At 42.6% G+C, this 21,231-nt stretch carries 18 protein-coding genes; 14 read left to right on the plus strand and 4 right to left on the minus strand.

Annotated features, from left to right (window positions below; translation table 11 throughout):
* Window positions 1-135 precede the first annotated feature (135 nt).
* The 10 genes from ABUE30_RS03335 to ABUE30_RS03380 all read left to right on the plus strand — a co-directional run bounded on the left by ABUE30_RS03335 (window position 136) and on the right by ABUE30_RS03380 (window position 13,073).
* Entirely contained in the window at window positions 136-1,116 is a 981-nt protein-coding gene (locus ABUE30_RS03335) for a TRAP transporter substrate-binding protein (RefSeq protein ID WP_408622244.1), read from the plus strand.
* A gap of 442 nt (window positions 1,117-1,558) precedes the next feature.
* Window positions 1,559-2,299 (plus strand): trehalose-phosphatase, encoded by a 741-nt coding sequence (otsB, locus tag ABUE30_RS03340; RefSeq protein WP_408622245.1) that lies wholly within the window; start codon window positions 1,559-1,561, stop codon window positions 2,297-2,299.
* Between the two features lies 1 nt (window position 2,300).
* Window positions 2,301-4,097 carry a glycoside hydrolase family 15 protein gene (locus ABUE30_RS03345; RefSeq protein ID WP_408622246.1) on the plus strand — a complete coding sequence of 599 codons (1,797 nt, stop codon included), beginning with the start codon at window positions 2,301-2,303 and terminating at the stop codon, window positions 4,095-4,097.
* The gene (locus tag ABUE30_RS03350; RefSeq protein WP_408622247.1) at window positions 4,094-5,485 is read left to right on the plus strand and encodes an alpha,alpha-trehalose-phosphate synthase (UDP-forming); all 1,392 of its coding nucleotides are present in this window, start codon (window positions 4,094-4,096) and stop codon (window positions 5,483-5,485) included. The genes ABUE30_RS03345 and ABUE30_RS03350 overlap by 4 nt, the downstream gene beginning before the upstream one ends.
* Before the next feature lie 111 nt (window positions 5,486-5,596).
* Window positions 5,597-6,355, plus strand: a complete 759-nt coding sequence (locus ABUE30_RS03355; RefSeq protein WP_408622248.1) for a methyltransferase domain-containing protein — start codon at window positions 5,597-5,599, stop codon at window positions 6,353-6,355.
* A gap of 536 nt (window positions 6,356-6,891) precedes the next feature.
* Window positions 6,892-8,466 carry a cytochrome ubiquinol oxidase subunit I gene (locus ABUE30_RS03360; RefSeq protein WP_408622249.1) on the plus strand — a complete coding sequence of 525 codons (1,575 nt, stop codon included), beginning with the start codon at window positions 6,892-6,894 and terminating at the stop codon, window positions 8,464-8,466.
* Between the two features lie 3 nt (window positions 8,467-8,469).
* Window positions 8,470-9,606: a cytochrome d ubiquinol oxidase subunit II gene (gene cydB, locus ABUE30_RS03365; RefSeq protein WP_408622251.1), complete on the plus strand. Its 1,137-nt coding sequence runs from the start codon at window positions 8,470-8,472 to the stop codon at window positions 9,604-9,606.
* 12 nt (window positions 9,607-9,618) lie between these two features.
* Window positions 9,619-9,744 (plus strand): cytochrome bd-I oxidase subunit CydX, encoded by a 126-nt coding sequence (gene cydX / locus ABUE30_RS03370; RefSeq protein WP_408622252.1) that lies wholly within the window; start codon window positions 9,619-9,621, stop codon window positions 9,742-9,744.
* Window positions 9,710-11,434, plus strand: coding sequence for a thiol reductant ABC exporter subunit CydD (gene cydD, locus ABUE30_RS03375; protein ID WP_408622253.1), 1,725 nt, complete (start codon window positions 9,710-9,712; stop codon window positions 11,432-11,434). Before cydX ends, cydD begins: the two co-directional genes overlap by 35 nt.
* Window positions 11,424-13,073, plus strand: coding sequence for an amino acid ABC transporter ATP-binding/permease protein (locus ABUE30_RS03380; protein ID WP_408622254.1), 1,650 nt, complete (start codon window positions 11,424-11,426; stop codon window positions 13,071-13,073). The genes cydD and ABUE30_RS03380 overlap by 11 nt, the downstream gene beginning before the upstream one ends.
* A 48-nt stretch (window positions 13,074-13,121) precedes the next feature.
* Here the strand turns inward: ABUE30_RS03380 and ABUE30_RS03385 are convergent, their stop codons facing one another.
* The gene (locus ABUE30_RS03385) at window positions 13,122-14,969 is read right to left on the minus strand and encodes a beta-ketoacyl synthase (protein ID WP_408622255.1); all 1,848 of its coding nucleotides are present in this window, start codon (window positions 14,967-14,969) and stop codon (window positions 13,122-13,124) included.
* Window positions 14,970-15,075: 106 nt separating this feature from the next.
* Here ABUE30_RS03385 and ABUE30_RS03390 point away from each other — a divergent pair, with 106 nt between their 5' ends.
* Both ABUE30_RS03390 and ABUE30_RS03395 read left to right on the plus strand, forming a co-directional pair.
* Complete coding sequence (locus ABUE30_RS03390; RefSeq protein ID WP_408622256.1) at window positions 15,076-16,053, plus strand: GlxA family transcriptional regulator; 978 nt, start codon at window positions 15,076-15,078, stop codon at window positions 16,051-16,053.
* An 87-nt stretch (window positions 16,054-16,140) separates the two neighbouring features.
* Window positions 16,141-16,509: a DnaJ family domain-containing protein gene (locus ABUE30_RS03395; RefSeq protein ID WP_408622531.1), complete on the plus strand. Its 369-nt coding sequence runs from the start codon at window positions 16,141-16,143 to the stop codon at window positions 16,507-16,509.
* Here the strand turns inward: ABUE30_RS03395 and ABUE30_RS03400 are convergent.
* A complete protein-coding gene (locus ABUE30_RS03400; RefSeq protein WP_408622257.1) occupies window positions 16,496-17,053 on the minus strand; it encodes an RBBP9/YdeN family alpha/beta hydrolase in 558 nt (185 codons plus the stop codon). The genes ABUE30_RS03395 and ABUE30_RS03400 overlap by 14 nt on opposite strands.
* Window positions 17,054-17,261: 208 nt before the next feature.
* Window positions 17,262-17,744, minus strand: coding sequence for an FKBP-type peptidyl-prolyl cis-trans isomerase (locus ABUE30_RS03405; protein ID WP_408622258.1), 483 nt, complete (start codon window positions 17,742-17,744; stop codon window positions 17,262-17,264).
* A gap of 91 nt (window positions 17,745-17,835) precedes the next feature.
* Between ABUE30_RS03405 and ABUE30_RS03410 the strand changes: the two genes are divergently transcribed.
* Both ABUE30_RS03410 and ABUE30_RS03415 read left to right on the plus strand, forming a co-directional pair.
* Window positions 17,836-19,569, plus strand: a complete 1,734-nt coding sequence (locus ABUE30_RS03410; protein WP_408622532.1) for a DEAD/DEAH box helicase — start codon at window positions 17,836-17,838, stop codon at window positions 19,567-19,569.
* A 37-nt stretch (window positions 19,570-19,606) separates the two neighbouring features.
* The gene (locus ABUE30_RS03415) at window positions 19,607-20,182 is read left to right on the plus strand and encodes a DNA-J related domain-containing protein (RefSeq protein ID WP_408622259.1); all 576 of its coding nucleotides are present in this window, start codon (window positions 19,607-19,609) and stop codon (window positions 20,180-20,182) included.
* Here ABUE30_RS03415 and trpS read toward each other — a convergent pair.
* Window positions 20,171-21,166: a tryptophan--tRNA ligase gene (gene trpS, locus ABUE30_RS03420; RefSeq protein WP_408622260.1), complete on the minus strand. Its 996-nt coding sequence runs from the start codon at window positions 21,164-21,166 to the stop codon at window positions 20,171-20,173. The two genes, ABUE30_RS03415 and trpS, sit on opposite strands and share 12 nt — an antisense overlap.
* Between the last annotated feature and the right edge of the window lie 65 nt (window positions 21,167-21,231).

A 21,231-nucleotide genomic window follows, 5' to 3' on the forward strand; every position in this document is an offset into this window, starting at 1 on the left:
CTTTTTTATTGTGACCATTTTCTCATTTTAAAAACATTATCAAAACATTGTTTCAAATTGATGAGTAAGTGCAATTTTCTATTAATAGAAAAGGCTATTATCAATAGCAAATATAGTAAAACAAGGAAAGTGATAATGAAGATGATCCGACTTGCTCAGCTCACAACGCTTTTGCTTGGGGGAAACCTCTTGCTATTGAGTTCCCACGCCAACGCAACTGTTTTAAAGCTGGCACATAATCTTGATAATAATCATGTAGTTGCTGTTGCATTCCAGCATATGGCAAAGGAAGTAAACGAACAGTCTCATGGCTCTCTAAAAATTCGCATTTACCCCAATGGACAAATGGGAGGTCCTCGCGAAAACCTTGAGATGCTGCAACAAGGTGCACTCGATATGACCAAAGCAATGGCCAGTGAACTAGAACCTTTTGATTCAATTTTTTCTATTTTTAGCCTGCCCTACTTATTTTCAAGTAGTGAACAATACCATAAAGTGCTATATGGCCCGGTTGAAGAAGAACTTGCCAATCATATCAAACCCAAAGGACTCTACCCAATAGGTGTTTATGTCGGTGGAAGTCGCAGTTTTTATGCCAAAAAACCAATTCGAACTCCAGATGATCTCAAAGGGTTACGGGTGCGCGTCATTACCACTCCAACCACCATCCGGATGATCCAATTATTGGGTGGCTCACCAGCCCCAATTCCTTTTGGTGAAGTCTATACCGCACTTCAACAAGGTGTCGTGGATGCTGCCGAGAATAACATTCCGTCCTATGTGCAAACTCGACATATGGAGATCACACCTTACTTTTCAGCAGACCAGCATACTTCTATTCCCGATTACTTAGTCATCTCGACACGCAGTTGGAATAAGCTAACAGCTGAACAACAAAAAATATTGAAAACAGCCATCGAACATTCCGAGCAATACGAACAGAAACTTTGGACAGCGCAGGTGAAAAAATCCAAAGCGCAGGCAATTAAAGTCGGAGTACATTTCATCGAAGTTGACAAAACGGCTTTTCGTGAAAAACTCAAACCAATGTGGCTCGAAATGGAAAAAGATCCAGAACAAGCTAGATTACTTAAAGAGATCCAAGCAATTCAATAAATCATATTTAAGAGGGCATAGCTGCCCTCCATTCTGATTCTTATATACACATTCAAATTAATTATTTATTTAAATTTGATCTCATAGAATAATTTTTCAACTCTTTTTATAGAGTTACAATATAAACCCCTGAACGTATATTAAGATATTTTTATATATAAATTTTGCAATTCCACTGGAATCTTAATGACTAATCATTTTATTTTTAATAAAATTGTTTTTTTCACTTACTCAATACACTAGAGAAAATGAGAGTATCATCTATAATACTATAAATAATCAATACAATACAGGTACTATTTTGAAATTCCATTAGACTGTACATTGAAAAATTTATACAGACTACAGTAATGTAGCTAAACTCTTCAATATATAGCTCACCTTGTTTTATTTTAAAATAAGCGTTATGTTTATATAACTTAAGCTATGGGAGAGCTACTGTATGCTAAATGATTTACCAGAGCTAAATTTTGGTCAATCTGCAATATTTCTAGACTTTGACGGCACGCTCGTCGATCTTCAATCGACTCCAGATGCTGTCATTGTGGGAGACGTTTTAAAGAAAATGCTCTTCCAGTTAGACCAACGGACACATCAATCGCTAGCTATTATCAGTGGACGGAGCATTGCATCGTTGGATCAACTGCTCGCTATTGCTAATCTACGACTTGGTGGCAGTCATGGAATGGAATATCGATTGTCATCTGGCGCCTCCACCACCATTCATCCAGACGTCGTCCCTATACCGGAGCAACTGGTCAAACAGTGCCAATCATTTTGCCAGAAACATCAGCTTCTGTGGGAATCAAAGCCACTATCAGCCGCAATTCACTACCGCGACAATCCAAAACTTGAAGCTGATATAGATGATTATTTAACACATCTTATCTGTCACGATCCAAACTTAGAGATCCAACGCGGTAAATTTATTCGTGAATTAAAACCGAAAGGGATCAGCAAAGCCTCAGCACTCGAGATTTTCATGGCTAAGCCACCTTTTTACTCAAAAATACCTTGGTATTTTGGCGACGATATCACCGACGAAGATGCCTTTTCATGGATAAATCAACACGGTGGTGTCAGTGTAAAAATTGGCGATGGCGAGACGCTAGCAAATTACCATCTACCCACCCCACAGCATGTATTAAACTATTTTTTATCGAATTTACATAGCGAGGAGTAATATGCCTGATAACAATCTAGACTTAGCATTAATCGGTAACTGTACGATCAGTGCGCTCGTAAATAATATGGGCGAGATTGTCTGGTGCTGTATGCCTCGTTTTGATAGTGACCCTATCTTTGCATCCTTATTAAAAACGGGGGATAAAGCTTCTTTAACAGGAACTTATGGGATCGATTTGGCCGATTATTCCTATAGTGAACAGCAATATTACAAAAACACAGCCATCGTCAAAACAACACTCTATGACCAACATGGAAACGGTGTAATTATTACCGACTTTGCCCCACGTTTTTGGCAGTATGGTAGAACTTATCGCCCGGTGACGTTAATGCGCATCGTGACACCCATAGGTTCGCCTAAAATAAGAATTCGATTACGCCCAGCTGATAATACTCAAAATACCCCCTATCAACGGATTGAAGGTAGTAACCACATAAGTTTTATCGGTGAAACGCAATCATTACGCTTAACGACCGATGTGTCCGTGATTAGTATCCATGATGAAAAATGGTTTATTTTAGATCAAGAACGGCACCTGATTTTTGGCTCTGACGAAAGTATTGAAGAACCAATAACGCAGCTAACACAGCGCTTTTTGAATGAAACTGAAACAAATTGGCAAGATTGGGTACGTAATTTAGCGATCCCATTTGAGTGGCAAGATGCAGTCATCCGCTCTGCGATTACTCTCAAATTAAGCGCATTTGAGGATACAGGGGCCATTGTTGCCGCAATGACCACATCCATTCCAGAAGCTCGCAACACCCAGCGCAACTGGGACTATCGCTTCTGCTGGTTAAGAGATAGTTATTTTACGGTTCATGCTCTTAACCGACTGGGTATTACGGCAACCATGGAGCAATATCTACAATATTTAGTTAATTTAGCTGCAAGTGTTGATGATGAATATATGCAGCCGGTCTTTTGCATCAACGGCGATAAACAGATGGAAGAGCGCATTATTGATGCTTTAGACGGCTATCAAAGTATGGGCCCGGTCCGTTTTGGTAATCAAGCTGCCGACCAAATTCAGCATGATGTCTATGGCGCCATCGTATTGTCCGCAACACAAATGTTCTTTGATGCACGAATTCGTCGTCCCGGCGATCAACGGTTATTTCAACTGCTAGAAGCAGTCGGTGAAAAGGCGATTCAATATTACAACCAACCTGATGCTGGTATTTGGGAGCTTAGAGGAAGTCAACATATTCATACATTTTCAAGTATGATGTGTTGGGCTGCAGCTGACCGATTGGCCAAAATTGCTGCAGTTTTGCAACTTCCTCAGCGTCAGCTGTATTGGCAACAACATGCCAATACCATCCGACAAGATATTGACCACAATGCATTTAATGCACAACTCAATAGCTACACCGCTACTTGGGGAGGTGACACAATGGATGCCAGCTTACTATTGGCATGTAACTTAGGTTATCTCAATGGTAATGACCCTCGATTTGTTGGCACAGTTGAAGCGATAGAGCAACAGCTTCGACCTTCTGGAAGTAAATATCTGTTTCGTTATGTCATCGAAGATGATTTTGGGGCACCAGAAAATGCATTTACCATCTGCTCTTTTTGGTATATCGAAGCATTAGCAACAATTGGCCGTAAGCAAGAAGCTCGAGAACTGTTTGAAGACCTTTTAGAGAAGCGAAACCATGTCGGCTTACTATCGGAAGACCTAGAACCGAGCAGCGGCGAGTTATGGGGGAATTTTCCACAAACATATAGCATGGTAGGGATCATCAACTGTGCACGAATTTTAAGTCAACGTTGGGAGGATGAACTATGAGTCGACTTATCGTGGTATCCAATCGGGTCGCCAGACCAGACGCGTTAAGTAAAGGAGCCCAAGGCGGGTTAGCTGTTGGCGTATTGGCAGCGATGGCCGAAAATGGTGGCTTATGGTTTGGTTGGAATGGTCGGATCGAAAATCGTTCGACCTCTGAAGTTCGCGAAGAACGGCGGAAAAATATCGATTTTGTAACCGTTGGTTTAAGACAAAACGAATACAACAATTTTTACCGCGGTTATGCCAATAGCGTGCTTTGGCCACTCTTTCATCAACGTCCCGATCTGATGAACTACCGTCATCATTATCGAATGGGGTATTTAGGTGTAAACCGTAAATATGTGGACTATTTACTGCCTTACTTAAAAAAAGATGACGTTATTTGGATTCATGACTACCAATTGATTCCGATGGCACGAATGCTACGGGAAGCAGGCGTCAAATCACCTATTGGTTTTTTTCTTCATACACCGTTTCCACCACTGGATTTGTTACGCGCCCTTCCCGACCATCGGGAAGTTCTAAATGAAATGCTTCATTATGATCTACTGGGTTTTCATACACTCACTGACGAAAGAGATTTTCACGAGTCAATTCGTTATAGCCTTAATGGTGATATTTCACCTTCTGGTTTAATTGAATGTCAAGGCCATCAAGTCAAGACCGGCGTATATCCGATTGGAATTGAAACCGCAGACATACCCAACTTGGTTCAAAGTGGGAAACTTTCAAAAGAATATCAGCAGTTGAAAAAAGAACTCTCCGATCGGAAATTACTGATTGGTGTCGATCGACTAGATTACAGCAAGGGAATATTTCATCGCTTTCAAGCCTATGAACAGTTGCTTAAACACCACGGCGAACTACATCGAAACATCGTCTATATGCAAGTTGCACCAACCTCTCGAGGTGATGTTCAAGCCTATGGTCAGCTAGCACAGCAAATTGATCAGGCAGCGGGTCATGTTAATGGCACTTATGCTGACTTTGATTGGACACCCTTACGGTATTTGAATCGAGGATTTAGACGCAACACGGTTTTAGCTTTATATAATCTATCGCATGTGGGGTTTGTGACGCCCTTGCGTGATGGAATGAATTTAGTCGCCAAAGAGTTTGTAGCCGCTCAAGATGGTGAAGATCCCGGCGTATTGGTTCTGTCTAAAATGGCTGGGGCTGCTGCAGAGCTCACTTCGGCTGTCATCGTCAACCCATATGACACGGAGGCGGTTGCCAGTAGCTTAGCTGAGGCAATTCAAATGCCATTGGATGAGCGCATCGATCGTTGGCAACAAATGATGGTGGTGTTACAACGCAATGATATCCATGCATGGCAACATAATTTTCGAGCCGATTTAATTGCTCGCCCACATAAATTAACGCCCTAGTAATCATAAGAACTCCTTTTTAGGAGTTCACCAATTTAAGATCACGAGACGCTTTACGATTAACTTGCTTGTGCTGATTGAACCTTTTATAGTCTCTCGATTTAAGATGTTATGAGTGATAAAAATTTTAATCAACTGTCAAGTAAGTTCACCCAAAATATTTACGGCACTATCAAAGGACAAATTAGGGTTCAAGTGCTCATGAGAGATTTGCTTGAACACACTCCATTAGCCACTCGTAAATTACGGATCTTAGATGCGGGTGGCGGGTTTGGATACCTTAGCCAGAAGCTTGCTGCAATGGGTCACGAGGTGGTGTTGTGTGATATATCTGAAACACTACTTGACAAAGCAGCGCAAAATATTGCTGAATCCGAGATACCACTATCAATCACATTGCGACATTGCGCCATCCAAGATCTGCCCGATGAACTCGGCCAATTTGATATCGTTCTTTGCCATGCGGTATTAGAGTGGCTTGAGGATGGACATCAAACGCTCGCTAAGCTAGAACGCTTTGTGAGTGCTTCAGGATATCTATCATTGATGTTCTACAATCTTGAAGCCCAACGTTTTCACGCCTTAGTATGCGGTAATTTTGACTATGTTGAGAATGGTTTAAAGGCCAAAAAAACTGTCCGTCTCACCCCACAACATGCTTACTCCTTAACAACAATTCGCCGATGGCTGACTGACTGGAAACTCAATGAGTGTCATACCTCAGGCGTTCGTATTATCAACGATTATCTTAAAGCTAGAGCTCGTGATCAAATCACCAATGAATCACTGATTGATATGGAACTTAAGTACTCCACTCATCCTTGTTATATTGAGCTTGGACGTTATATTCATATAATAAGTGTGAAATAGAATTAAGATTTGTCATTAATTCTAACTTAATTAAAATAAAATTGATCTTAATCATGTTAATAAGTCGTTATTTTTTCTTAAATTATACATGTAATAATGCTATTTAAATAAATCTTTAATTTTGATGAAAATTTAAAATTAACCTTTGTTTCTTTGATTTAGATCAATTTTGTTTTAATGGCAATTTTTGTCTATATTTTTCACTCTGACAACTATTGTGCGCATAATGAGACATATATAGAACCACAAAAAAACACATTCAAAACAAATTTGAAACATTTAATAAACAATTCATGATAAACCTAAAAAATTGCTAAAAAATACGTCTTTAAACTCTTAATTAAGATCAATTAATGGCATAATTATTTCGTGGTTATTGAGTTTTTAATACAAAAACAGAATGCCTCAATACAAAACAACCCAGAATAGCGGTGACGTGTAGCGCCTACCGCCTTCTTGGTGTAGGAGTCAACGCTTTTGCATACCCTCTACGCTAAGATATGTAAAATTATAATTCGTTACTTAAGGAGCAGATAATGATTAACGAAACGGTGGTCGAGCTTTCACGCTGGCAGTTCGCCCTCACCGCGCTATATCACTTCCTGTTCGTCCCATTGACGCTAGGTATGTCCTTTTTGTTGGCCATCATGGAAACAACCTACGTCATTACTGGACGGCAAGTTTATAAAGATATGACACGGTTTTGGGGGAAGCTCTTCGGGATTAACTTCGCCCTCGGCGTTGCAACGGGCTTAACCATGGAGTTCCAGTTCGGGACAAACTGGTCGTATTTCTCTCACTATGTAGGTGATATCTTCGGTGCCCCATTAGCGATTGAAGGCTTGATGGCGTTTTTCCTCGAATCCACGTTAGTCGGCCTGTTTTTCTTTGGTTGGGATCGCCTAAGCAAAGTAAAACATATGGCTGTCACTTGGTTTGTTGCCATAGCTTCAAATTTATCGGCGCTGTGGATCCTGATTGCCAATGGCTGGATGCAAAACCCAGTAGGTGCGCACTTCAACTATGAAACCATGCGCATGGAACTGACCAGTTTTTCTGCGCTGTTATTTAACCCTGTGGCACAAGTTAAATTCGTGCATACAGTTTCAGCAGGCTATTGCACCGGTGCAGTGTTTGTATTAGTGATCTCTAGTTACTATTTGCTCAAAGGACGTGATTTACCGTTTGCTCGACGCTCTTTTGCCATCGCGGCTGCATTTGGTCTAGCTGCGAGTTTAAGCGTGATCGTCCTCGGGGATGAATCAGGTTATGAAATGGGTGACGTGCAGAAAACCAAATTAGCAGCCATTGAAGGTGTATGGAAAACAGAACCAGCTCCCGCCGCATGGACGTTAATTGGTTTTCCCAATCAAAAACTCAAAGAAACCGAATATGCGATTAAAATTCCTGGGGTTCTGGGTTTAATTGCGACGCGCTCTCTTGATGAAAAAGTAACAGGTCTTGATGACTTGATGAAATATCATCGCCAGCGCATTATCAATGGGATCTACGCTTACCAACTTTTGACAAAATTGAAAGCAGGAACAGCGACCGATCTAGAGAAAGCCAATTTTGATAAAGTGAAAAATGATCTGGGTTACGGGCTATTAGTTAAAGTTTATAACCCCGAAATGAAAGACATCACTACGGCCCAGATTGACGCAGCCGTTAAGAGCAGCGTACCAGAGGTCGCCCCATTGTTCTGGGCGTTTCGCATCATGGTCGCCTGTGGTGGTCTGATGTTATTAATATTTGCAGCAGCTTTTTACCAGAATGCTCGTCGCCGAATTGGTCAAAATCGAACCTTCTTGAAGATCTGCATGCTGGCACTACCTCTTCCTTGGCTTGCTTGTGAATGCGGTTGGTTTGTTGCCGAATTTGGTCGCCAACCATGGGCAATTGGGGAAATATTACCAACAGGTCTAGCTGTTTCTAATTTGTCAGAAACAGACATACTCATCACAATGATTAGTATGATTGGACTTTATACTCTCTTCCTCGTCGCCGAGATGTATCTGATGATTCGATTCTCGAAACAAGGACCATCTAGCTTACATACCGGACGTTATGCGCTGGAACATGAAGCTTCTGCGACAGCCAAGGAGATTTAATCAATGGATTATCAAACTCTTAAATTTATCTGGTGGATATTGATGGGTGTACTGTTGATTGGTTTCACAGTCACTGATGGTTTCGATATGGGGGTTGGGATCTTACTGCGCATTATAGGTAAGCGTGACTCTGAACGCCGTATTATGATTAATAGTATGGCGCCTCACTGGGATGGTAACCAAGTTTGGTTCATTACCGCTGGTGGCGCATTATTTGCCGCATGGCCAGTCGTTTATGCAACTTCATTCTCTGGGTTTTATCTTGCAGTATTGTTAGCATTGGCAGGTCTTTGGTTCCGCCCTGTGGGCTTTGACTATCGTTCTAAGTTAGAAAATAGTCAATGGCGTAATGCTTGGGATTGGGGAATTACCTTTGGTTCATTTGTTCCACCACTTATTTTTGGTGTCGCATTTGGTAACATTCTACAGGGGGTTCCATTCCATTTTAATGACCTAATGGAGTCTTACTATACAGGTTCATTTTTTGGCCTATTAAATCCGTTTGGTGTTTTAGCCGGTTTAGTCAGTGTCATGATGGTCGCGACACAAGGCGGCGCTTGGTTACAGATGAAAACCACTGATGAACTGCATGCCCGCGCATGTAAATCAACAGCTATTACGGGTCTGTTATGTGCCGTATTATTTGCTCTAGCAGGTGTTTGGCTAGCTTATGGTATTGACGGTTATGTCGTCACCAGTTCAATTAACGCTAACGCCGATATCACACCGCTGATGAAAACTGTCTCTATTCAGCCTGGTGCTTGGCTAACCAACTATAGCAAATACCCCATTTTAGTCGTAGCCCCCGTGCTCGGTATTGGTGGGATGTTATTAGCCGCGTTGGCCTCATTGAAAAACAAAGGATGGCAATCATTCTTATGTTCTTCACTAGGTATTGTTGGGGTAATCTTAACTGCCGGCGGCTCAATGTTCCCATTTTTGATGCCTTCATCAACTAATCCGAACATGAGTTTGACCATGTGGGATGCAACATCAAGCGATAAAACGCTCACCATTATGTTTGTCGTCGTTTGTATATTTGTACCCTTGATTTTGGTGTATACCCTTTGGAATTACTGGGTCATGCGTGGTCGGTTAGATGCCAAACACATCGAAGACAATAGCCATTCACTGTATTAAAGGAGTACGATTATGTGGTATTTTACCTGGATTTTAGGTGTACTTCTGGCCTGTTCTTTTGGTGTAATCAATGCAATTTGGCTAGAATTCAACGGTTATGAAGGTGAAAAGGTTGAGCAACAAGGTTCAGACGACTAAGTCCAACAACCTGCTCAAAAACCTACAGGCGCAGCAACGAGCATCTTTCGTTGCTGCGTTTTTTGCGGGTACCGTCATTACGGTGACGGTTATTATTCAAGCAGCGTTATTGGCAACTATCATTAGCCAATTAATATTGGCCCATCACTTTGCAATTCATCTCGTGTTTTGGCTCATGATCACCTTACTGGTTCGAGCTATCGCAGGTTTTTATAAAGACAAAAGTTGTGCACAGGCAAGTACATCGATTCGTTCATCGTTGCGCCGCCAGCTCATTGAACATCTAGCAATGCTCGGCCCTGCCCGTCATATCATTGATCAAGATGGTGGATTATCGACCACAGTCTACGAGCAGGTTGATGCCTTAGATGACTACTTTAGCCGCTATCAAATACAAGCGGTTATGTGTCTATTAATCCCCGTTGCAATTTTACTTGCGGCAGCGTATATATCCTGGTTCGCATTTACAGTCTTTGCCCTCACCGCGCCGATGGTTATCTACTTTATGATTTTGGTCGGGCAAAAAGCGGCTGAAGCAAATCGACGTCAGTTTGCGGTGTTGGCATTATTGTCCAATCAATTTGTTGACTTAACCCGCGGATTATTTCAATTACGCCTATTAACCCGTGAAAAAAAAGCGGAGCAGCGGCTCACAGAAAGCGCCGAAGCTTATCAATCAACCACCATGAAAGTGCTTGGGTTAGCTTTTTTATCAACGGCGACATTAGAGCTATTTGCGTCGGTATCAATTGCTATTATCGCTGTCATTTTAGGATTGGGGCTAGTCAAACAGGTTCCTGGCTATCAAGGGCAGACTTTTTTAGATCTGCATGACTCACTCTTTATGTTATTACTGGCACCTGAGTACTATCTCCCGCTACGCCAGCTTGGTGGCGATTATCACGCCAAACAGAAAGCACTTGCTGCCGCTGAAAAAATCCTAGAAATTCTAAGTATCAATATTGTTCATCCAATGACTGACAACCAACAGCCATTGCAACAAGCGAATCCCGATATTGTTTTTTCTAAAGTGAGTTGGATCATCGATGATCGCTACTTGCTAAATGACATAAACTTGTCTATTCACGTCGCAGAACGGTTATGGTTAAGTGGTGAATCAGGAGCCGGAAAATCCAGCTTACTGAATTTATTACTCGGTTTTCACCTCGATTATCAGGGTCATATTCAAATAGGCGGAATTGAGTTAAAGCAGCTTGATCTTGCGAGTTGGAGAAGCCAACTCGCATGGATACCGCAGACACCTGAGTGGGTCAGTGGCACTCTTGCACAAAATCTTATACTGGGTCTTGGCGCAGTCAATGATACGCAAGTAGCACAAGCTTTACGTCAAGCGGAAGCAGCTGAGTTCATTAAAGCGCTCCCGTTAGGCTTAGACACACCTGTTTCTGAATTAGGTTCTGGACTTTCGGGTGGCCAGCTACAGCGGTTATCCATTGCACGAGCAATTTTGTCTGATGCACCTATTTGGCTTTTAGATGAACCAGCTGCACACCTTGATCCTGAGACAGCACAAGCACTTTATCAAACTTTAGAAAAAGTGACCCAAGGCAAAACGACACTGCTAATTAGTCATGATACCCACCCTGTCGCTTGGTGTGATCGCGCACTTAGTATTCATCAAGGAGCGCTTCATCCATTTAAGCAAGAGGAGATATCTGATGAAAGCTGATCAAAAACTAACGATCTACTCTTTGATAAAAAATAACCCAGGCATGTTATGGCTCGCTTTAATCTTGGGAACAATATCCAGCTTGGCTGCTGTTTTCTTACTCGCTGTCTCTGGTTGGTTTATTACTTCAGCAGGGTTAGCTGGGGCAATGGGTCTAACGATCGCATTTAATTTTTTTACACCAGGTGCGATTATTCGACTCATGGCGATACTGCGCACAAGCGGTCGATATGCTGAGCAGCTTACTGCGCACTATCATCTACTCGATCTACTTAAAGATCTCCGTCTATGGGTATGGAAGCAATTAACTCGCCATGCGCTTCCACAGCATTTACGTATTGGGGCACTATTGCAACGAATTGTCAGTGATGTCGACTTGCTTAATAGTTGGCCACTGCAAGTGTGGATGCCGCGTATTTATGCATGGATCTGCGTGTTGTTTTATTTAGTCGTCATTGACTTGTTCGCCCACGCTACATTGATTCCAATGGCATCAGGGCTTCTGATTAACTGTATCGTATTACCATGGCTTTGTTACAAGCTAGGTAAACGTATGGTTTGGCAATTACAGCTAATTGGTATCTATCGCCGCTCACGTTTTATTAACTTTTTTGGCGCGTTAATCACCTTATCGATCCGAGGACGCTGGCAAAACTATGCCCAACGCTTATTTGAGATGGATAATCGCCAATTTGACATTGAATATCGAATGCAAGTGTTAGCAGCAGCGACTCGTCATTTGATGTTGGCTATTATTGCAATCACCATCATGAGTAGCTCAATTCTTGCGGCCCCACAGCTTATCAACGGCACAATCAATGGTTCAGTATTTGCCGGACTTTTATTTGCACTATTAGGGCTTAATGAAGTGCTATCCCCACTAGCCATGAGTTTTATTGGTACCGCGAAAGCGCAGGTAGGGGTGAAACGACTCAATCAGTTATGTCCAGATCAACCCATTGCTCCGCCAGAAAATCATGCCAATATGCCTGAACTGCATGAAATCACGTTTCGTCAGGCGACTATTCGTAAATCTGGCGCCGTTAATGGAATCAGTCAACTTGACCTGCAACTATCGCTGGGTATGCAGCTTTGGCTACGGGGCCCAAGTGGTATCGGTAAAAGTACCTTGCTCGATGCAATCGCCAACCAACTCGAACCCGAGTCTGGGGAAATTGACTATAATGGTCAGTCGCTGCGCCATAACGAACGGCTACGCTATCAATCCCAGATTGGCTATCTGTCTCAATCACCTTATATATTTAATCAAACAATAGCCGGAAATTTGCGCTTAGGTGATGAACAAGCCAGCGATGAACAATTATTTGCAGCGCTTAAAGCTGTTGCTCTGGAACAATGGGTTGCCGCACTGCCTAAGGGAATGAATACCCTACTTGGTGCACAAGGTAGTAATATTTCAGGGGGACAAGCTCGCAGATTAGCTCTTGCTAGGGTGTTATTACAAAAACCCGTTTTGATGCTGCTTGATGAGCCCTTTGAAGGGTTGGATAAACAAACAATCGATGTCATCTCGACAGCACTACAAGGTCTATTTAAACCACCAATATTGGTGGTAGCTAGTCACTTAGATGTGCCGATGTTCGAGCAATTTCAGCAGCTTAAACTTTTATCCCAGTAATATATAAAAAGCCACCTAGGCAAGGTGGCTTTTTACAGTTCAACCAAACTAACAGTAATCTTTGAATGGATTTTCGGATGGCAATGGAATCGCTGTAGCAAATTGGCTCAACGTCAATTGCTGTGGGCTTAACGTGACATCAGTACTATCCATGACGGCTTGACCGAATTCATAGATCATCGGCTCGTCGCCCTGGCATGCAGCTTGATCAACCTGTTGAATGCGTAACTGCACATCTTTATTTTTAGCCTGATAGGTAGCGAGTCTTTGTTCACCATATTTATTGTGTAACATGTTCATTGTTTGCGTGGGTGATAAAACCAATGCAGAGGCATTATTCCCGCCGAATCCTTTTGCGTTAATGATCACCCCTTGGCAATTTTTACCCGCCTCACCCATATATTGATGATCGGTCAAAATATTTAGGTTGGAGCAGTGAACATCATCTGCAATATGATCAATGGTTTTAATCCCTGGAATATAGCCATAACGCCATACTCCTAAAGAAGCAATAAGTTGATCGCCCGCAGCAACCCCCATAGAATGACCCACATATGCCTTAATCGCCGTTACAGGCCAGTTTTCAATACCAAATGTTTTCGCAACTTCGTTAATAATATGGCTTTCAGTCACTCGGTTTTGCGGTGTTCCTGTTCCATGCGCCTGAACATAAGTTTGCTTTAATCCACTCTCACCTAAAATAGCTTTAGCAAGTGCGGTTGCCTTAGCCATGGTGACATAGTTACCCACACCAGGCGCTGAAATAGATTTCTTATTGGCATCCGCGTTCACAAATACATCCGCAACTGACCCATAAATTGTTGCACCTAACTCAATCGCTAACTCATCATCCATCAGACAGATAAATTGCGACGACTCACCCATGATAAAACCAGCATTATCTGAAAAAGGCCGACAAGCACGGCGATTATCAGGTTGATCACTACCATCTAGTGCACACAGCTGTTTATCCTCAGCAAGCGCTCCCATCACGCGATAGCCTTCCATCAGTTCTGCAACCACCGGCGCTTCAGCATTACCAATGATCGCAACACGTGCAATTCCTTGATGGATGTCTTGCAGACCTTGACGCAAGTTATATAAAAAAGTGGCGCAAGCCCCCATATTGGTGCCGGTATTCCCAATGGATCCTAAAACATAGCTATTGATAAAGTCAGCAGGCATTTGTGCAAATGACATTGCCATCATTTTAGAACTCACTCGGCCACCCGTTAACGGCGCAGCCATCATGCCCAGCATCGACTGTTCATCAATTTGCCCCATCGAGCTACCCGCATAGACACTGACTTGATCAGGGGTAATATGATTTAGAACATCAGTCCAATCAAACCCAAGTGAGTTAATCAAATCGGATGCGCCATAAATGCTCAACATCAAACCTTTAGGATGAAAACGAGCATTGTACAAAGCCCCTGGATCAAAGCCTGATGGAATATTAGCGGCGCTACTTACTGGGTAGCTATTGTATTCTGGCAATAGTGCATTGAGCTCGCCAAGCACCGTCACGCGAACTTTACTACCCTGCTCTTCGAGCTGCCAATGCGCTGGGATTTGATCCGGTAATTTACTTTTGCGAAGCGTAAATTGAATTTCGCCATCTTGACTGCTGAGCGTCGCTTTGGACTGATAAAGCACATGATCTGGATCGAATGATTCCACTCGGCGAACCAAAGTGCCTTGTTTAATAGATTGGATCAACTCATCATCAATCAGTTGTGCAGATACTCCCATACGTGTTGCTAGATCGCGCCACGTCGAGTTCATTTGCTCAGCACTTAATATATCCGCGATCATCCGCTTATAACTATGAAAGCCAGAACTACGGCCGGCGGCATTCATACCCCCCAGACCAACGATCACCGGAATTTTTGTCATTACTATGCCTACACCTATAAAATATGACGCTAAGGTTACCAATTTATGATAATCTGTAACCTGATATATATGCCAAAAAACATGAAATATAGGCCAAATTTACGTTATGAATGTTGCTTTCGTGCTTTATGCTCGAGCATTAGTCACCGGAGTCTCATTAGCTGTTGAAATGTTAACCAGCGCAGCTATGTTACGTGAGCGGGCATTGCAAAAAACGAACCCCTTAGTGGTACGCATTGTAGCCGCCGATAAAACACCTCCGCGTTTAACTGGCGGACTTATTCTACAACCCGACATCACCTTTGATGATGAATTTGACACCGATATTATTATTTTCCCGCCCATGTGGGGAAATCCTTTAACGGCCATTAAGCAAACCCCTGATTTAATTAATTGGTTGATTCGTCATTATCAACGTGGATGTCAAATTGTCGCCGCAGGAACAGGCGTTATTTGGCCCGCTGAGGCAGGGCTATTAGATGGTCAGGTCGCTACAACACATTGGTCTTTCTATGATAGATTTGCCAGCCGTTACCCGCAGATAAAACTGAATCGAAAAGCTTCAATTACCGCTGCCGATGGGATCTATTGCACGGGAAGCATCAACTCGCAGGCTGAAATGTTGTTGTACCTCATTACTGAGCATTTTGGACAGCGAATAGCCAGTATTATCGAAACTCAATATGGGCATGAAGTTTCTAAAACCTCGCAACAACCGTTTTATCAGATTGGAGGACAACTGCAATTTGATGAATCAATCGCTCTTGCCCAAGATTGGATGAAACGTAATTTAGCCACCTCAATGACCGCTCAAACAATTTCGATGCAATGCAGTCTGCCGCTACGCACCTTTAACCGAAAATTTAAAGAACAGGTCGGTCAAACACCACATCAGTATTTACAACAACTCCGTATTCATACAGCTCAGCAACTTTTACGCGATTTTAGTATGTCTATTCAAGACGTTGCCGAACAAGTTGGCTATCATGATAGCTATCATTTTTCAACACGGTTTAAACAGCTTTGCCAAATCACTCCCAGCGAATACCGTAAAATGGTAAAAGCGAAGATCTATAATGCCTGAATCGTCTCTATCGAAAAAAGGTGCTTGATATTTTACATCCATATTTAACCGCGTAATATGGATGTAAAGATGATAAGAAATGATAGCATGATACTCATTGACCAACTCGCAGAACGCCACATTCAGCAAGCGATAGAACAAGGACAACTCAACCAGTTAGCCGGGACTGGGCGTCCGTTAAAACTTGATGATGACAGCCATGTTCCAGCAGAGCTACGAGCAGGGTATCGCGTTTTAAAAAACGCAGGTTTTATTCCACCCGAGTTAGCCGAACGTAAAGAAGCTTTACGGCTATGCGATTTATTAAAATCGACAGGATTACCGGATGCGGATCCAACCACACAGCATCCGATTTATCAACAGCTTAAAAAACTCGAACTCAAAATGCGGGTCAAGGGCATCAATACCTACGCGATCCAACATTACCTGCACCGTTTTTCAGTTAAGACGTCATAAGCATTTTGTGAATAATTTGCGCAGCTAATGGCAATTCACTGACGCCTTCTTTGGCTAAGAAATGACCATAACCAGACATCTGATAGGTTTGCATCATCAGCTGTTCAGCCAAACGCCGGCTATACTGAGCAGGAACCACAGGATCATTATCACTATAGAGCATGACACGATGCTTAATTTGCTCTTGTAGTTGTTGGTAAGGCAACTGAAGTTGGCTGAATGGATCAAGCTCAGCCAGTGTTGCGATTGATTCCGCAAACCCGGCCACTAACAGTACTCCGTGGATCGGTTGTCCCAACTGAGCTAAAAAACGTAATAAACTAATACACCCCAAACTGTGACCGATTAAAATTGTTGAATGATCAATTTGAAGATGCTGATTGAGCGTAGTAAGCCAGCTCTCAACCTTCGGCTCATTAGGATCTGGCATGGCAATACGCTTAAATTGAACATGACAATTGTCGACAAACTGCGCTTCTAACCAAGGGAACCAATGCGAATTAACTGAAGCGGTATAACCATGCACAAGGTAGATTTGCTGCATCAAAGGAATGACTCCTCAATCCTATTCCTATCAATAAATCATCCAATTTAATAACAATAAAATTGCGCTGTCTAATACGAGAGTGGAATTAAATAGAACTAATCAGGCAGTCTAAATCTAAAACAAATCGTTCGGATTAAACAATAAGACAAGATAACAACAACGCTATCTTGTCTTGAGTAGCTTGTCCAAGACAACTATTGATCATTCAGTCATGATGGTGGTGATCGCCATGGGCGTGTACGTGACCATGATCAAGCTCTTCGGCCGTTGCATCACGAATTTCTTCAATGCTTACATTAAAGAATAGATCCATACCGGCTAATGGATGGTTGCCATCTACAACAGCTTCATCATCATTCACTTCAAGAATCATCACGGTTTGTTCACCAGTATCAGTCGATGCCCGAAACTGCATACCTGCTTCCACGTCCATTCCTTCAAACATGGATAGAGGCACCGACTGGGTCAGATGATCATCTCGCTGACCGTATGCCTTTTCGGCTGGGACCTCAACGTCAAATTTTTCACCAACTTTACGTCCCATCAACGCTTCTTCTAAACCAGGGACTAAAAAACCTTGTCCGGCAATATATGACAGCGGTTCTTTATCTTTTGAGCTGTCAAGTTCAGTTCCTTGCGCCGAAACAGTGTAATGAATCAGTACGACCTTATTTTCTTCAATTTTCATAATTGACCTACGAGCTTTATGTGTAAACGAACGAGTGTAGCGTTATCTGAACCTTATCGCTAGAATAGACACCAAATTCTCAACTGATTGGATACCTTTGCACCAACTTCGCGATTATCAACAGCATGCTGTTGATGCTGTAGTTCGCCATTTTCGTCAAACTGATGAATCAGCTATTATTGTGTTGCCCACTGGCGCGGGTAAAAGTTTAGTGATTGCCGAATTGGCTAGACTGGCACATTACCCAATTTTAGTTCTCGCACATGTCAGCGAACTGGTTGAACAAAACGCGCAGAAGTATCGACAACTAGGCCTTGAATGCAGCATCTTTGCTGCAGGCCTCAACCAAAAACAAACAAATAAACAAGTTTGTTTTGCCAGCATTCAGTCAGTTGCCCGTAACCTAACTAAGTTTGAGCGCTTTTATTCACTGGTAATCATTGATGAATGCCATCGCGTCGGCTGCGATCCTGATAGCCAATACCAGTTGCTGCTGATGCATTTACATCGTTTTAATCCACACCTGAAAGTGCTTGGACTTACTGCGACGCCTTATCGATTAAACCAAGGTTGGTGCTACCAATTTGATTATCGTGGGTTCGTCAGACCCATTAAAGAAGCCGCTTTTAAGCACTGCATCTATGAATTGCCTCTGGCGGCACTTATTCGGCGTGGCTATCTCACTCCACCAACATTAATTGATGCACCGATTGCAGAGTACTCGTTTGAGGCATGTCGCACCATGAACGGGCTTTTTGATAACCCCGCGATAAACCGATTATTAGTAAAATCACAGCGGGTTACGCAATCGATTATTGAGCAAGTGATTGAACTATCGCAGCAACGTCAAGGCATTATGATCTTTGCTGCAACGGTTGAACATGCCCAAGAAATCATAGGATATTTATCTGGTCAGTCAGCGGCTATAATTGTTGCCACAACGTCCAAAGGTGAACGCGCCAGCATCATCGAACAATTTAAACATCGCCAAATTAAGTATCTTGTAAATGTATCTGTATTAACAACGGGCTTTGATGCGCCTCATGTTGACATGATTGCTTTACTGCGTCCCACAGCCTCGGTGAGTCTATTCCAGCAAATTATTGGACGAGGATTACGTCTTGCCTCAGGAAAAAAAGATTGCCTAGTGATTGATTATGCGGGGAATGGATTTGATCTATATCAGCCAGAGATTGGCCAACCAAAACCTGATAGCACCAGTGTACCAGTCATGGTTCCTTGCCCAGTTTGTGATTTTGCCAATACCTTTTGGGGCAAAGTTGACGCCAACGGTGCTCTGATTGAGCATTATGGTCGCCGTTGTCAAGGACGGATTGAAACCGCTACAGGCCCCGCGCAGTGTGACTACCGCTTTCGCTTCAAACAATGCCCACACTGTATGGAAGAAAATGATATTGCCGCTAGGCGTTGTCAACACTGCGGCTATCAATTGATCGATCCGGATGATCTATTAAAGCGAGCCCTCTCACTTAAAGATGCCATGGTCATCCGCTGCTGTGGCATGCATTTTTCCAAGAAAAAAGAGGCACTGGTCATTCAATATTTTGATGAAGATGGCGCACAGCTCCAAGAACAATTTTATTTAGCAAAACCTGCATCTCGTAAAAAGTTTTATGCTCTATTCTTGAAACGTCAATGGCAAGATCCCATCATCCCTCAAAGTGTTGAAGAAGCGATTGCCCATCAACAGAATTTTCGTCATCCTGACTTTGTCGTTGCTCGTAAAAAGCAGCAATATTGGCGCATTCAAGAGCATATTTTTGATTATCAAGGACGCTATCGACTCGCCCATCAACTCAATTAAAATTGACAATTCAATGAATATTGCTCAGAGTTAATCTATGCAAACAAATATAACGAACCCACTTAACAGTGCTGTGCTTGAGTTCCTTGCCAAACAAGCGCACTCCATCACAGAATATCAGCTGTTACAACGGGTTAAATCTCATCCTTTTATGCAACGTTTTTCGCCCAGTAGTCCTGAGCTGCGGTTATTTCAGCAACATTTCTTATTGATGAATGCGCTTTATCAACTGCAAGAGAATTTATCAGGTTATGGTTATGGGCTACTTATCCATGCACTAAAAATTGAAATGATTACACTCAATACTGATACTTCGACACGGTCGCTCAATCAGAGTGATCCATTGAGAGATTATTATTTAGATTGGCAACAACTCGCTAAAACCAATGAAAATGATGTACAGACACTCTTGAACTCATTTTGGCGACAGTTCAAGCAAGGATCAACGAAACAACATGAAGCACTGAACATACTTGATCTCCCCAAGGGGGCCAATCAGGCTCAAATTCAAAAGCAATATCGGATATTAGCGCTGCGTTATCATCCCGACCGAGGCGGTGATCCACAGCGCTTTTCGCAAATTTGCCGTGCTTACCAACAGCTAAAGCACTAATCCATACATGGCTTTAATCTCTTGGGCAACACCAGAGGTAACATGTTGTGCTTTTTGCGTTCCTGCTTTTAGCACACCGAGCAAATAAGATGTGTCACTCATTAGCACTTGACGGCGTTCACGAATAGGCCGGATAAGTTCTTGTAAGCATTCCTCTAAGATATTCTTAATCTTCGTATCTCCGAGGCCACCGGCACGATATTCCGACTTCAATTGTGTGACATAATGACTATCAGGATGAAACGCATCCAAATAGGTAAAAACCACATTCCCTTCAACTTGACCTGGGTCACTTACCCGCAGGTGATTTGGATCAGTATACATTGATTTGACTGATTGGCGGATCTCAGCTTCATCACTACTGAGCATAATGGTATTGCCCAATGACTTTGACATTTTATTTTTACCATCGACCGAAGGGAGCCGTGATACATTCGATAGCAATGGCTTACATTCATTTAAAATATGCTTGTCGGCTAATCGATTCACTTTGCGTACAATTTCATTGGTCTGTTCAAGCATCGGTAGTTGATCATCCCCAACAGGAACCAACGTTGCTCGAAAAGCTGTAATATCTGCCGCTTGGCTAATAGGGTAAGTTAAAAAACCTGCTGGAATCGAATCACCAAATTGTTTTGATGCAATCTCATTTTTCACCGTTGGATTACGCTCTAAACGAGCAACACTCACAAGGTTTGCGTAAAACATGGTCAATTCTGCCAAAGCTGGTAACGCTGATTGTTGGCAAATTGTCGTTTTAGTCGGGTCAATGCCCACAGCCAAATAATCAGCGAGTACTTCGATAATATTCTGAGAGACCTTTTTCAGATCAGTTCCATTATCAGTAAGGGCTTGCATATCTGCGATGAGAATTGTTTGAGGAAATTTTTTTTGAAGTGCTACCCGCTGTTGAAGCGAGCCCACATAGTGCCCTAGATGTAATGCCCCCGTCGGGCGATCACCAGTTAATATTGAATCAGACATAAATGACTTTCCTTGTAGTAACCTACCAAGGCAGTCGAAATAAATTAACCAACCGCCAGGCAGGC

The sequence above is a fragment of the Celerinatantimonas yamalensis genome (assembly GCF_046054155.1).
Taxonomy (GTDB): domain Bacteria; phylum Pseudomonadota; class Gammaproteobacteria; order Enterobacterales; family Celerinatantimonadaceae; genus Celerinatantimonas; species Celerinatantimonas yamalensis.

Bases quoted from the DNA above. Each gene is read 5' to 3' on its own strand.
- ABUE30_RS03395 (WP_408622531.1), top strand. From the start codon at position 16,141: ATGATACTCATTGACCAACTCGCAGAACGCCACATTCAGCAAGCGATA.
- trpS (WP_408622260.1), bottom strand. From the start codon at position 21,166: ATGTCTGATTCAATATTAACTGGTGATCGCCCGACGGGGGCATTACAT.
- ABUE30_RS03345 (WP_408622246.1), top strand. From the start codon at position 2,301: ATGCCTGATAACAATCTAGACTTAGCATTAATCGGTAACTGTACGATC.
- ABUE30_RS03390 (WP_408622256.1), top strand. From the start codon at position 15,076: ATGAATGTTGCTTTCGTGCTTTATGCTCGAGCATTAGTCACCGGAGTC.
- ABUE30_RS03355 (WP_408622248.1), top strand. From the start codon at position 5,597: ATGAGTGATAAAAATTTTAATCAACTGTCAAGTAAGTTCACCCAAAAT.
- ABUE30_RS03400 (WP_408622257.1), bottom strand. From the start codon at position 17,053: ATGCAGCAAATCTACCTTGTGCATGGTTATACCGCTTCAGTTAATTCG.
- ABUE30_RS03350 (WP_408622247.1), top strand. From the start codon at position 4,094: ATGAGTCGACTTATCGTGGTATCCAATCGGGTCGCCAGACCAGACGCG.
- ABUE30_RS03405 (WP_408622258.1), bottom strand. From the start codon at position 17,744: ATGAAAATTGAAGAAAATAAGGTCGTACTGATTCATTACACTGTTTCG.
- ABUE30_RS03415 (WP_408622259.1), top strand. From the start codon at position 19,607: ATGCAAACAAATATAACGAACCCACTTAACAGTGCTGTGCTTGAGTTC.
- ABUE30_RS03335 (WP_408622244.1), top strand. From the start codon at position 136: ATGAAGATGATCCGACTTGCTCAGCTCACAACGCTTTTGCTTGGGGGA.
- ABUE30_RS03380 (WP_408622254.1), top strand. From the start codon at position 11,424: ATGAAAGCTGATCAAAAACTAACGATCTACTCTTTGATAAAAAATAAC.
- ABUE30_RS03385 (WP_408622255.1), bottom strand. From the start codon at position 14,969: ATGACAAAAATTCCGGTGATCGTTGGTCTGGGGGGTATGAATGCCGCC.
- otsB (WP_408622245.1), top strand. From the start codon at position 1,559: ATGCTAAATGATTTACCAGAGCTAAATTTTGGTCAATCTGCAATATTT.
- cydB (WP_408622251.1), top strand. From the start codon at position 8,470: ATGGATTATCAAACTCTTAAATTTATCTGGTGGATATTGATGGGTGTA.
- cydX (WP_408622252.1), top strand. From the start codon at position 9,619: ATGTGGTATTTTACCTGGATTTTAGGTGTACTTCTGGCCTGTTCTTTT.
- ABUE30_RS03360 (WP_408622249.1), top strand. From the start codon at position 6,892: ATGATTAACGAAACGGTGGTCGAGCTTTCACGCTGGCAGTTCGCCCTC.